This window comes from Acinetobacter higginsii (genome assembly GCF_000369525.1).
Taxonomy (GTDB): Bacteria; Pseudomonadota; Gammaproteobacteria; order Pseudomonadales; family Moraxellaceae; genus Acinetobacter; species Acinetobacter higginsii.
Window position 1 is genome coordinate 2,143,233 of sequence record NZ_KB850072.1, and the last position, 12,569, is coordinate 2,155,801.

11 protein-coding genes and 2 pseudogenes are annotated in these 12,569 nt (G+C 39.4%); 7 read left to right on the plus strand and 6 right to left on the minus strand.

The features are described from left to right. Nucleotides 1-12: 12 nt before the first annotated feature. From F902_RS16265 to F902_RS16285, 5 genes and pseudogenes are all read right to left on the minus strand, one after another. Nucleotides 13-1,437: a hypothetical protein gene (locus F902_RS16265; protein WP_005205105.1), complete on the minus strand. Its 1,425-nt coding sequence runs from the start codon at nucleotides 1,435-1,437 to the stop codon at nucleotides 13-15. Then, nucleotides 1,437-2,432, minus strand: coding sequence for a type VI secretion system baseplate subunit TssG (gene tssG, locus F902_RS16270; protein WP_005205106.1), 996 nt, complete (start codon nucleotides 2,430-2,432; stop codon nucleotides 1,437-1,439). Before tssG ends, F902_RS16265 begins: the two co-directional genes overlap by 1 nt. Then, entirely contained in the window at nucleotides 2,396-4,204 is a 1,809-nt protein-coding gene (gene tssF / locus F902_RS16275; protein WP_005205107.1) for a type VI secretion system baseplate subunit TssF, read from the minus strand. Before tssF ends, tssG begins: the two co-directional genes overlap by 37 nt. A 12-nt stretch (nucleotides 4,205-4,216) precedes the next feature. Beyond that, nucleotides 4,217-4,693: a type VI secretion system baseplate subunit TssE gene (tssE, locus tag F902_RS16280; protein WP_004654759.1), complete on the minus strand. Its 477-nt coding sequence runs from the start codon at nucleotides 4,691-4,693 to the stop codon at nucleotides 4,217-4,219. Nucleotides 4,694-4,770: 77 nt separating this feature from the next. Then, nucleotides 4,771-5,187, minus strand: a pseudogene (locus F902_RS16285) (Hcp family type VI secretion system effector); the annotation flags it as partial. Here F902_RS16285 and F902_RS16290 point away from each other — a divergent pair. The 6 genes and pseudogenes from F902_RS16290 to F902_RS16315 form a co-directional block, all read left to right on the plus strand. Then, nucleotides 5,187-5,972: pseudogene (locus F902_RS16290) on the plus strand (AAA family ATPase); the annotation flags it as partial. The pseudogenes F902_RS16285 and F902_RS16290 sit on opposite strands and share 1 nt — an antisense overlap. A gap of 25 nt (nucleotides 5,973-5,997) precedes the next feature. Beyond that, nucleotides 5,998-7,095 (plus strand): type VI secretion system protein TssA, encoded by a 1,098-nt coding sequence (gene tssA, locus F902_RS16295; protein WP_005205116.1) that lies wholly within the window; start codon nucleotides 5,998-6,000, stop codon nucleotides 7,093-7,095. A gap of 16 nt (nucleotides 7,096-7,111) precedes the next feature. Continuing rightward, nucleotides 7,112-8,476, plus strand: a complete 1,365-nt coding sequence (gene tssK / locus F902_RS16300) for a type VI secretion system baseplate subunit TssK (RefSeq protein WP_005205118.1) — start codon at nucleotides 7,112-7,114, stop codon at nucleotides 8,474-8,476. Between the two features lie 10 nt (nucleotides 8,477-8,486). Further along, complete coding sequence (gene icmH, locus F902_RS16305) at nucleotides 8,487-9,293, plus strand: type IVB secretion system protein IcmH/DotU (RefSeq protein WP_005205120.1); 807 nt, start codon at nucleotides 8,487-8,489, stop codon at nucleotides 9,291-9,293. 10 nt (nucleotides 9,294-9,303) lie between these two features. Continuing rightward, entirely contained in the window at nucleotides 9,304-9,912 is a 609-nt protein-coding gene (locus tag F902_RS16310) for a hypothetical protein (RefSeq protein ID WP_005205121.1), read from the plus strand. 3 nt (nucleotides 9,913-9,915) lie between these two features. Next, nucleotides 9,916-10,884 carry a M15 family metallopeptidase gene (locus tag F902_RS16315; protein ID WP_005205122.1) on the plus strand — a complete coding sequence of 323 codons (969 nt, stop codon included), beginning with the start codon at nucleotides 9,916-9,918 and terminating at the stop codon, nucleotides 10,882-10,884. Nucleotides 10,885-11,005: 121 nt separating this feature from the next. Here the strand turns inward: F902_RS16315 and F902_RS16320 are convergent, their stop codons facing one another. Continuing rightward, complete coding sequence (locus F902_RS16320) at nucleotides 11,006-11,566, minus strand: undecaprenyl-diphosphatase (protein ID WP_005205123.1); 561 nt, start codon at nucleotides 11,564-11,566, stop codon at nucleotides 11,006-11,008. Between the two features lie 159 nt (nucleotides 11,567-11,725). Between F902_RS16320 and F902_RS16325 the strand changes: the two genes are divergently transcribed. Then, complete coding sequence (locus tag F902_RS16325) at nucleotides 11,726-12,490, plus strand: COG4705 family protein (protein WP_005205124.1); 765 nt, start codon at nucleotides 11,726-11,728, stop codon at nucleotides 12,488-12,490. The last annotated feature ends 79 nt before the right edge of the window (nucleotides 12,491-12,569 follow it).

Here is a 12,569-nt window from a genome sequence, read left to right on the forward strand (position 1 = left end):
TAATAAAGTTAATTAATCAGCAATTGCTACACTTTCCTGATCTGGTGTGATCTCAGGAACAGCTTGGATAAATGCTTGTAAATTTTGTCCATAAACAAAGGCAACCTGTGACTCAGAAAAATGCGCCCCCAACATTAATCCAAACAGTTTTGCCACGTTTTGGGTGTGTCCAAAAATCGGTTTGCAGTACAAGTAATGGTGTGCCTCGACTGGACTTTGCTTAAAAAACTGTTCCAATTTTTTGGACACCTTGACATCAGCACCATCCTCAACCACCAATACAAAAGGTTCTTCAGCTTGATACTGAGGTAAATCATCAATCCCCAGCTCTTTGAAAATTTGATCGATATTATTTTGATTACTGACCAGCTTAAAGGTCTTCTCGGGTTGTAACTGTTCTAGCTCCACCTCAGGATTCGCCAGACAACTACTGCTCACAAATTCCGCAGGGATATAAGCACGTGCTCCCCAAGATTTTTCATCAATAATTTCTTGATCAATTTCTGAATCTGCCGCAATGATCAATGAAATTTCATGGGCTTGGTTTTGAATCCGATCAAGCAACTCCAGCAGATGTTGCTCAGTCGATGCCGCACTGAGGTAGTGATATTCAATATGGAACTTTTGTGGAATGATGCCAAGATCGTAAAAAATGGCCTGAATACTTTCATTGCTACTCAAGTCATTCCAGGTATGCACCACATCTTCAGACAATAAAATGTGCAGATTTAATTTATCCAAACGATAGACCTGCTCTACCTGAATGGACTCATGCGCCTCATCACCCGAAAAACTTGGATCAATCCATGCAGGGTGCATCCGGTATTCATGCAGGTTTTGGCTTTCATAAAACAAACTAGACCGCTTTAAGTGGTCTGAAATCGAAGCCAAAAGTTCAGTGTGTTGTTCAATTTGATGGTGGATCAAAGCCATGATGCGTTGCTGTCGAACCGACAAGAACTGCAATTCCTCATCATCCTCGCTTTGGACCTGTTGATCTAAGTCTGCAATGCGATAAGAAAGAATAGGGATGCCATGAAAATTCACCAGATCCTGATCTAACTGGGGACTGGTAAACTGCTTGATTCCATCCAGAATCGAATCATTTTCACCCAGTGCACTATATGCGCCTGCCGCATACAGATTCAGTGTTAACCACTTACTCTCCAGCACAATCGGCTGTGACTCGGTTGAGCTCTGCTCTGCATTTTGTTCAGCCTGCAAAGCGTGTTGCTTTTTTTCTTTATGATGTTGATAAGCCTTATAGATCAGCCAAGGTGACAGTAACACCAAGGTCATCACGACGGGCAAGATCAGGAAATAATTAATTAAATCAGCAGATTCTGGCTGATATTGAATATCACGCCAATAATAAACCACCACTAAACCGACCAAGATAAAGCAACTGATGAGTGTGGCTAAAATTTTCTTCACCATTATGCGGCTCCTAAAAGTGCATAACGTGTTTCCGTGTTATGTTGTAATTGTTCGGATGGCATTAAAAATGCCCCTTGGCCCAGACCTACCTGATGCCCAGAATTTAAACAGATTGGATTAATTTCACGTTTATCCAAAATCAAACGTACATCAATAAACAGTGTTGGGCTGCACCATGTCTGGATCAGATGTTTTAATTTTTTATTCAAAGGCTGCTCAGGCAGGAAAGCTAAATACTGTTCTCGAGATAATGGCCCAATTTGAATCTCGATTTTGCCATCAATTTGCTGAACCGTATCGCCACAAAAGGTATTCACACCCAGTAGGCTTGGATTGCTGCCGCCTAAGCGGGTCTTCTGCACATCAGCCAGATGAAAGGTTTCTTTGACAAATTCTTGGATCTGAACCTGTTGATTAAACACACATGACAACACTGTTTTTAGCGCATGCGCAGTGTTGTTTTGCCCCTGCATCAAACCAGAAAATTCTGCAAAATACTCATCTAGATCTTGTTGTTGATGCTGAGAACGAATATAGCCATTTAAGGCATGCAGTATGTCTAGATAATGATTGTCTTGTTCAATCTCATAACGCACTGCCAAGTTATACGCTAAGCTGGCATCAACATATTTGGCTGTCAGCTTATGATTGAACAGACCTAAAAATTCTTTAATCTCGAGCCGCTGCTGTCGGCTACTTTGTTTTAATTTATTGGTATAAGTATAAGGCAGCGCCCCTTGTGTTCCTGTGAGTCCTACTACCAGATTGGTTAAATAGACACGCTGATCTTGATAACTGAGTTCTTCAATTTCAGTTGCAGGGAAACTTAAACTAAATGAGGTGCCAAATTTAAAATCTTCAGACCACCCCTGTGCTTGTAATGCCTGTGGATGATGGCGTAACAAGCGTGTAGATTGAATAAATTCAAATGAACCTGACTTTTTAAAAACTTGGTCGACTACAGAAGAGTCTTGCCACCAACGTTCTGCACGCATTGGTATATCTCCTGCTGGTTAAGACTGTCTTTGACGACCACATCAACAAAACTATTGATTTGAACCTTTAAATTAAAAATATGGCTTAATAACTGGCTGAAAATATAGAGACTATGTCCACGGAAAACGCTCTTATTCACCGAGAGCTCAGCCTTAACCCCACGAATAAACATCGGGAAAGGTTTTGCATTCATCAATTTATTGGTGGTTGAGAAGTTGAGCTGTTTCAATGCATCAATCAACAAAATATTTTCTTTGGAATGCGGTAAGTTATATAAAGCTAAAAGCTCCTTCACATGACTCAGTGCATCCCCTTTCATCAATGCCAAGGTATTCAACGAAAGATGCGAAATAATGCGCCATTGCTCATTACTGTTTTTATCAAAATGATAAGGCGATGTCGGACGCTTTAAAATCAAGGCTCGTCTTGCCAAACTACTGTCATTTAAATTCAGAATATTATTGCTCTGACTTAATGCTTCATGCGGCAAATCACCATTGGAGCACAGCAAACGCGTACTAATAAAATCGGATTTGATTTCATAAGGTTTCAAATGCTTGGAAACAATCGAATAACCCATTTGCATGATTTTGGTCTGCGAAGGCAGATAATTTAAAGAATAGAAAAATTGAACCTTATCATTGTGATAATGACTCATTGCAAAAAAAGGCAATACAGGAAGATGCGTTTGCTCTTGATTGGTCTTTTCACGCACCATATTCATTTCAAGGATAGAATAGACTTGATACAACTCAGGATGATGCGCATCCGTGACCAATGGATATTGTAATTGGGTATGTGAAATCTTTTGCGGTTCGGCCTGCTTTTCAAACAGATTAATTGCCGGTGTGGTAAATAATTTAAAGTTGGCTATATTGAGCTCGGAATAATTACGGACCACGGCTTGATCATTCAAATTAAGTTTGAGATGGATCAAAATTTCAAAGCTGTTGTGCTGCTGCAATAATCCTTTGAGGACACTCAAATCCAAATTTAAGTAATTAAACTTCTCAGGGAAACAAAAATATTCCATCAATAAACGATAGGCATGATGGGTATGCTGATCAATCGGCAATAAACTTTCTTGTTCACTAAAGCCCATCACCTCAAAAGGATTACTTACCTCAATGACGCGCTGCCCTACCCGAATTGCAAAACCCGTATCTTTACGGAAAATACTATCCAAAACTTGCAGTGGAAAATTTGAAATAGCATCTAAATAGATCGGTAATTTTTCATCCAAAATCCATTGTTGGGCATCATTAAAGATTTCAAATTTCAAACTCAAGGTCGCATTTTGATTCAAATGCATATGCGTGCTAGGCGAAGTTTGAAACTCCAAATGCGTCAATGCGATCGGTAATAATCGAACCTCATTACTGGTGTTAAACTCGCATTGCACGCCTTTAAAACTGCGTGACTTCAACGCTGTTTTTTGTGGAATCAAATGTGCTGCAGTTAATTGTTTAAGTTTATTGGTATCTTCAAAACTGACCACAGTACAGGCTGGGAAATGACGCAAATATTGCGGGAACATCACTTCAAATAAAGAATGAGTAAACAGCTCATAGCTATCGGCTAATTTTTTATCAATCCGTGCAGCAATCAGGGAAAAGGCCTGAATTAAGCGTTCAATATGCGGGTCATCAATTTGTTCTTGGTTAAGCGATAGACGTTGCGCAATCTTCGGATATTTCTGCGCGAACTCTCGAGATTGTTGACCGAATTCTTGTAGTTGTTTTTCATAATACGGTAAAAGTTGCTCTATCACTGTTCGCTCACACTAAGTTCTGGCAGAAATAACATATTGTTGTGTTGTTGGTTTGAGTAAAGCATCGAAAAAAACAGGTTCATATAAGGGGTGGATATTTAAGTAAGCCTGAATACTTAAACATAGCGATCCCATATTATGCCCATCTAATAGCATCTCAACTTTGATCTGCCGCAATCTTGGCTCATGTGCTGCAATGGACTGCTCAATCGATTGACAAATTTTATCTCGATCCAATGGATTGGCCGTCGACAAGCCTACGAAATCGATAATTCCAAACTGCAAAATTGATTTTTTTGCCAGCGGAAATTCATCCATATCTCGATCAAATTGTGCGATCCGACTATTCAACAAGTCTTCCAAATCACGAGCAACAGACTCTCGTAACTGCTGAATCGACATCCCTCTTAAATAATCTTCTTGCTCTGGTACTAAACGATCAAATAATGTTGATCTGAATCCGTAAGGATATAGATGATCTAAATTCATTTTTATAAGAACAGCATCTTGGAAAAATAGAGGCTAATAGGCACCTATTAACCTCTATCAGAAAATCACGATACTGATTACGCAGCGTATGAAGCTGTGTTATTAGAAAGTGACCATTTCTTAGTAACAGCACCTTTCGCAGTACCGTTAATGTCTTGTTGGTTATAAGTCCACTCAACAGCAGCGTATTTCAAACCAAATGTTTCTGTTGGAACACCTTCTTCATTTACAGTCGGCGTTACGCTAGAAACAAGAACGTGTTTCAATTTGATTTGTAAGTATTTGATGCGCTTATCACCATTTGCACGGTAGTAATCGATCTGTACTTCATCAAATGTATAACCTGCAGAACAAGCTTCCCAAAGTTTAGGACTAGTTGCATCCAAATCTTTAACGAAGATCATGTCTGAGTGCTCAACACGTTCAGCAGTATGGCCACCTACGCTACTAGAAGTCGCAGATTTAGGTTGACGAATGTTATGAGACCAAGAGTGGCGGCGAAAATCACCTCATCACCATCAATATGTCTGAATATCAGGAAGCGCATACGGTCTCATCGTTAAAGGGTGCCCCTCCTGGCTATGTCGGCTATGGTCAAGGCGGTGTTCTCACCGAAGCCGTTCGTCGCAATCCTTATAGTGTCGTGCTATTAGATGAGATTGAAAAAGCACATAGTGATGTTCAAGAATTATTCTATCAAGTCTTCGACAAGGGAATGCTTGAAGATGGCGAAGGTCGTGTGATTGACTTTAAAAACACCACAATCATTCTGACCTCAAATACAGGCTCAAGTGCAATTATGCAGGCATGCTTAAATCAACCTGTAGAAGAATGGCCACATGCCGAAGACTTAATCGAACATCTAAAACCAAGTTTATATAAGCAGTTTAAACCAGCCTTTATTGGTCGTATGCGCATTGTGCCTTACTTCCCACTGCATGATGAGTTATTGGTTCGGATTATTAAACACAAGCTTGGAAAAATTGTTGATCGTATTGAAAAGCAGTATGCAACCAAGGTTCAGTATTCTGATGATTTAATCGAGTTGCTGTTAAGCCGTTGTACTGAAGTGGATAGTGGTGCGCGAAATGTAGATAACATCCTCAACTCAACCGTCCTTCCTGCATTGGCAACTGAAATTTTAGTGGCTTTAGCTGAACATAAGTTACCAAAACTGATCGTGATTGATAGCAAAGATGATGAAATTACCTATCAGTTAGATCCTGCTGAAAAAGCAACCAAGAAACGTTCGAGTAAAAAAACCAAAGCTGAAGTGTAAATTTTAAGATTGAGCCAAATTTGTGATGCATATGGATATTTTATCTTTACTAACGCCAATTAATGAGCAGTCACCTTGCGGTGAAGATTACTCATTTTCAAATGAGTTCCATGCGATTAAAAAAGCAAAGACCCAAGATGATGTACTGCTTGATCAGGGTGATTGGGTCACTGAACCTAAACAGGCCGATTGGGACTTTGTCTCAATGACATCTATAGATTTACTCCAATCGAAAAGTAAAGATATCCGTTTACTCACTTGGCTCTCAGAAGCTTGGGCAAACCTTTATGGTTTTGAAGGGATTTCCAAAAGTCTCGAGCTTAGCCATCGCTTATTAGAACAATATTGGTTAACCCTACACCCTGAAGTTGAAGATGAGGATCTAGATCAACGTATTGGCTTATTACAGGGCTTGATTAACCAACTGCCGCTATTGATCAAAAAAGTTTCTTTGATCAATCATGCGCCTTATTACCATTTGCTCGACTACGACAACTTTCTTTATCACGAGAATATCCGTCGTAAACAAAGCGATGATTATGAGGGTTCAAGTGGTTCGACAGAATTAGAGCAATTCGAACAAGCCTTATCAAATACAGATAAAAATTTTCAGCGTCAAAACTATAAAAGTTTTAATGAGATCCTACAACAATGGGCAACATTGAAGCAGGTTTTAGATGGTCTGCTTGGTTTAGACTCGCCGAGTTTTGCGGCAATCGACTCAAGTTTAGATACCATTCATATCACACTGAAAAAGATTTATAAAAGCGACCTGTTTGAGCAAAGTACTCAGACGGTCATTACAGAAATCGAAACATCGACAACACCGATGGTACAACACGTGACGACTCAATCTGCTGCACCTCAAAATCAGCTGTCTTTTCAGCCGCAAGTTCAATCGCATGTTGAAAACCGTGAACAGGCGATGCGGGTATTGCAAGAAATTGCCACTTATTTTCAAAAGAATGAGCCGCATAGTCCTGTCAGCTATATGCTGCAGAAAACCATCAAGTGGAGTCAAATGCCGTTGCATGAATGGCTAACCCAAGTGATTAAGGATGAACATCCTTTACAAATGCTACAGGACACCCTTGGTGTTCAGCCAAAGAATGAATACGAATAATTGTTGGTAAATAAATATGTTTAAAGCAGAAAAGATTCTTTGGGGTGAAGGCTTATTTTTACGTCCTCAGCATTTCCAGATTCAAGACACCTACCATGAGCAACGCTTGAATCATACGATTCGAGCAATGATTCCACATGCCTACGGTGTGCAGAAATTAAAGTTCGATGAAGTTCAACTTTCTACTCATATTCTAGCTTTGCAAGAAGTCGAAATCATTTGGCAAGATGGTGAAATTTATCATGCGCCTGCACAAGACTTATTGCCAGAACCATTGTTATTAGATGACCTTAATCTACAAGGTGAAATGACGGTTTATCTGGCACTACCAATTTTGCAGGCCAATAAGAAAAACATTGCTGATGAAACACGTTCAGTTTCTAGTCGTTATCATAACTATTTGACAGAAACCCATGATCTGTTTACCGATGCCAGCCCTGCTGAACTGAATCTGTTGCGTCGTCGTGCAGAATTTAAGTTATTAGAGCAACATATTCAGCCGAGCCAAAATTTAGATGGTTTCTTATATATCCCTGTCGCTAAAATTAAGCGTCAAAGCTCAGGTCATTTTGAGCTGGATAATAAATTTATTCCACCTATTTTACATATCGCGGCTTCTGAATCTTTAATTAATAATTTAAAGCGTACGCTCAACGTTATTAAGGCAAAAATTAAAACCATTCAAAGCAACAATCGTGAAAATGAACAGAAACTCATTGAATTCCGTTCGGGTGATATCGTTTCGTTCTGGTTAATCAATGCTTTAAATACGGCTTATGCAGGCTTGAATCACCTGTTGCAATATCCATTGATCCATCCTGAGCGTTTATTTTCAGAATTATTGCGTTTAACTGGATCTTTACTGACCTTTTCGACTGCGTATGATGTGGATCATTTGCCACAGTATAAGCATCACCAATTACAAGACAGTTTCCAACAGCTTGATCTGATTCTAAGAGATTTATTAGACACCATTATTTCGAGCCGTTATTTCAGCATTGCTTTAAAAGAAACACGACCATCGTATTGGGTTGGTAGTCTTGAGTCTGACAAAATTACCCGTGACACTCGTCTCTATATTGCGGTTTCAAGCAGCATGATGCAAACCCATGAATTGATCCAGATCGTTCCATTGCGCTTTAAAGTGGGTAGTACAATTGATGTAGAACAACGTGTTATTGCCGCTCTTCCAGCGGTTCCACTCCATCATTTAATGCAGGTGCCAACTGCAATTCCAGTACGTTCTGGTGTCAGCTATTTTGAAATCGAACCACATCACGAATTGTATCAACGTATGCTTGAGTCAGAATCTATCTGTGTCTATGTACCAGCTGGATTCCAAGATATCAGTATTGAACTCATTGCCGTAATGAATAGTTAAGAGAATCACAATGACTCAACCAACAGGCATCCCCTCTTTATTTGATGATGGAAAAATTGGTTCAGGCTTCCCTACGTCTGACCAACCACAAAATAAAGTGCAAGCGACTAACTTGATTGATCTATTACATGATGGGTTCTATCTGGTTTTTTTACTTCGCAATCGCTATATACCTGCAAATCCAACTGATTTTCGTGAAAAAATTGTCGATTTATTGAACCGATTTGAGCAACAAGCCAAACGCTTACAATTTTCTGCTGATGATATTCACGACGCCAAATATGCATTTTGTGCCTTGATTGATGAAACCATTGCGACGCAACAGGATGCTGCCTATTTTAACTTACAGAATTCATGGCTTATCAGCCCATTGCAATTGAGCCTGTTTGGCTCTCAACTGGCGGGTTATCGTTTTTTTGAAATCTTGGAACAACTGCGCAGTCGTGGCAAAGACCGCCTAGCATCACTTGAGGTTTTCCACTACTGTCTCTTACTCGGTTTTCAGGGCAAATACCGTCTGGAATCTGTAGAAAGTCTAAATCACCTCGTGGCTCGTGTTGGAGATGAAATTGATTATCTCAAAGGGAAAAAAGCAGCTTTTTCTCCATTTGCAGCAATTCCAGATCAAATTAAACACATTATTCATCACGAGTTACCCTTTTTCTGGATTCTAATCTTCTTGCTCATGTTTGCTGCACTCACTTTTGCAGGCTTAAAGTTCATGCTATCCAAACAGAATCAGAGTGCTTTAGCTCCTTATCAGAATGTGATTTCAGCACCTGCCGAAGAAGCACATATCACCATCCATTTGCCTTAGTTGATAACGTATGACTCAGGAAAGAACAACTTCTTTACGCATATTACAGACCAATAAGAAAAAAACCTTATCGCCTGTCATTTATTTACTGATTGGATTTGTTTCAGGAATCATCTTTGCTGCACTGTTTTTTTTCATCTTTGCAAGCGACGCCAACAGCCCAGCACCGAGTGCGCCACAAACGGTTGAAGAAAATGAGCCGGTTCAAACTGCCACAAAAGCAACAGCACAAAGTCATGAAGTAGAAGTGACTACTCCAAATCATCATGAAACAACCGAATCGGTGGAAGACAATAATTTTGCTCAACCCGGAAGCAATGATTTAAACAAATTTTTCCAACGCACACCGCCGCCTGCTGCACCCGCTCCGAATGGACAGCATGTTTCTCCATTTGCCAATGAACCAAATACAAAACCAACAACAGTAACATCAGTAAAAGGGCCACATAGCAAAAATGAAACCGTTGCTCCGGCAACGAATAAAATAGTCGCTAAACCTGCTCCTCCTGCGACCAAGGCTGTACCAGCGAAAGCAGCAGAAGTTGAAGCGGAAGCACCCGAAGCAACTGTACAAATTAAAGTGACACAAAAACCTTTTGCTGTGAATGAACTCAAGTAAACAATGATTTTTATCATCTTCTTCTGCTTTGTCGCTGTCGCGATCGGATTAACCCTGCTCATGTCATATGAGCTGCGTTATAAATGCAAGCAGTTGTTGCAATCATTACTTCCAAGTGGCAAAAAGAAAATTGCCAATGCGATGCAGTTTGCAGAGAATATGCATCAAGCGGCCTCGCCAGAAAAATTACAATCGCATTGGCACTTACAACAATGGTGGATTTTAATTGCAGGTTTCTTTTTATTCGCCAGCATCCTGATTTTTGCGTTTACTCGCCCAATCAATTCCACACGAATTGAAGCTGAATATTTAAAAGAAACTGATCCGCAAATTTATACGCTACTTAATGGTGAAATGCTGAGTCCACCACCAGAAGTCGATGCCAACTTGATTGAAGATGCTATTGTCGAAGCAACTCGGCTTGAACAGGCCTATCAAGCCCAGCATCCAACAGATCCGAGTATTAATGCATCTCAAATTGAGATTCCACTTACACATTCACATGGTAGTTTTGATGTATCCATGGTAGATCGTAAATGGGACAAAATTAATCCTCGCTATAAGCAACGCCTACTGATGGTATTCAAAATCATGAAAGAACAGCACGGTTATGAGTTGGTGTTACTTGAAGGTTACCGCAGCCCAAGCCGCCAAAATATGCTTGCAGGGAATCCAAATACAACCCGTGCCAAAGGTTATCAAAGCTATCACCAATTTGGTTTAGCTGCCGATGTTGCTTTTAAACGCAACGGTAAAGTCGTTATCTCAGAACGTGACCCTTGGGCAATGCGTGGTTATCAACTCTATGGGCAAGTTGCTGAATCCGTTGGTTTAACTTGGGGTGGTCGTTGGAAATCTATTCAAGATTATGGTCATACCGAATACCGTATGCCAGGCTTAAGAAAAACCAAAGAAATGGCTGAACAACTCACTGCAGAAGGACAATTAACCGCCCGATCAGATGAGTCTTAAAAACAGATCTAAAGTACAATTAAATTAAATAAAGCCTATCTTTATAAATGGATAGGCTTTATTTTAATATCAAATTAGAATATTTCAATAAAATATAATTCACACTAAAATTAAAAAAATCTTAATCCACAACAGATATGGGAACTGTTTTTTTAACTTTAAAAATAAACTCCTTAAATATTATATTCATTCCTAATACCAGCATAAAAGCAATCACAAATGATCCAAGTACATCGAAAGGGAAATGGACACCAATATAAATTCTGGACCAACCTACAATTAAAGCCAATAGCAATGCTGCACTTCCAATTTTTCGATAACCAGACAGTAGATATGCAAATGCAATCGTTGCTACTGTCAAGGTATGCTGGCTTGGAAATGAAGAAGATGAACCATGTCCTGTCAGGATGTGTCCAATTCCCATGTCAAAAGGACGTGGATGGTAGTAGACCGAATGAATGATCTGAGTCACGAGTAATGAAACAACGATGGTGATAAGCATCTTGATAAACTGTACTCGGTATTTTTTATCCTTAAAAAACAATGAAGCAATTAAAAATACAAATAATACTGCAATTAAATTATGAGATGCGAATAATGCAGCTTTATCTAAAATAGGATTTTGAGTTGCAGCTGAGTTAATCCAATTAAATAAGCTGATATCGATCGTTTCAATTGACATCGTCAATCGTTCCATGATTATTTGACGATGTGAATATAAAAATATCAGCTTAAAATAAAATTAAATACGCTTAAAAACCAAACAAAATTACAATTTAGTTTTAAGTCGCTATTAATAAAAAAATCCTAAATTTGATCTACCCTTCAATTGGAATGAATTATGGATAACAAAAATAGGCTACCCGAAGTATTAAGCAAAGTGCCTGAAGTGACATTGCTGTTCTGGATTATAAAAATTGCAGCAACAACACTCGGTGAAACGGCTGGTGATGCTTTATCAATGTCGCTCAATCTGGGCTATATCTTAAGTACATGTATTTTTTCTATTATTTTTATTGGCTTTGTTTCACTGCAAATGAAAGCCAAAGAGTACAAACCCTTTTTATATTGGGCAACCATTATCTCAACCACAACACTGGGAACCACCATTGCTGATTATGTCGATCGCTCTCTAGGCATAGGCTATCTCGGAGGGAGTATTATTTTACTCACCCTACTGCTTAGCTCACTTGCGATCTGGTATTGGAGCTGTGGCAATATTGCGGTGAACAGTGTGCAGTCTGCAAAGACCGAAGCCTTTTACTGGGTCACCATTATGTTCTCTCAAACCCTAGGAACAGCGCTTGGTGACTGGACAGCAGATACCCAAGGACTAGGTTATACAGGGGCTGCCCTGATCTTTGGTTCATTACTGCTTATCTTGATTGTCTTGTATTATTGGACCAAGATCTCTAGAACATTTTTATTCTGGTCAGCTTTTGTTTTAACCAGACCTCTCGGTGCGGTCTTAGGTGACTTCTTAGATAAACCCCTTGATCACGGCGGATTGGATTTAAGCCGATTCGGTGCTTCTTTTGTATTATTGGCTTTTATCCTTGTTTGTTTAGTGTTGTTTAAATCCAAACCTGCTTCAACAACACATTAAATCTTTCGCTAATCCTCTTCGTTACACATATAGAAAAGGGATAAGAAAAACTATTTTCTTATCCCTTTTAGTGATCACT

Excerpts from the sequence above, each read along its gene's own strand:
- icmH (WP_005205120.1), top strand. The coding sequence starts at position 8,487 with ATGACTCAACCAACAGGCATCCCCTCTTTATTTGATGATGGAAAAATT.
- F902_RS16320 (WP_005205123.1), bottom strand. The coding sequence starts at position 11,566 with ATGTCAATTGAAACGATCGATATCAGCTTATTTAATTGGATTAACTCA.
- tssA (WP_005205116.1), top strand. The coding sequence starts at position 5,998 with ATGCATATGGATATTTTATCTTTACTAACGCCAATTAATGAGCAGTCA.
- F902_RS16315 (WP_005205122.1), top strand. The coding sequence starts at position 9,916 with ATGATTTTTATCATCTTCTTCTGCTTTGTCGCTGTCGCGATCGGATTA.
- tssK (WP_005205118.1), top strand. The coding sequence starts at position 7,112 with ATGTTTAAAGCAGAAAAGATTCTTTGGGGTGAAGGCTTATTTTTACGT.
- tssE (WP_004654759.1), bottom strand. The coding sequence starts at position 4,693 with ATGAATTTAGATCATCTATATCCTTACGGATTCAGATCAACATTATTT.
- tssG (WP_005205106.1), bottom strand. The coding sequence starts at position 2,432 with ATGCGTGCAGAACGTTGGTGGCAAGACTCTTCTGTAGTCGACCAAGTT.
- F902_RS16325 (WP_005205124.1), top strand. The coding sequence starts at position 11,726 with ATGGATAACAAAAATAGGCTACCCGAAGTATTAAGCAAAGTGCCTGAA.
- F902_RS16310 (WP_005205121.1), top strand. The coding sequence starts at position 9,304 with ATGACTCAGGAAAGAACAACTTCTTTACGCATATTACAGACCAATAAG.
- F902_RS16265 (WP_005205105.1), bottom strand. The coding sequence starts at position 1,437 with ATGGTGAAGAAAATTTTAGCCACACTCATCAGTTGCTTTATCTTGGTC.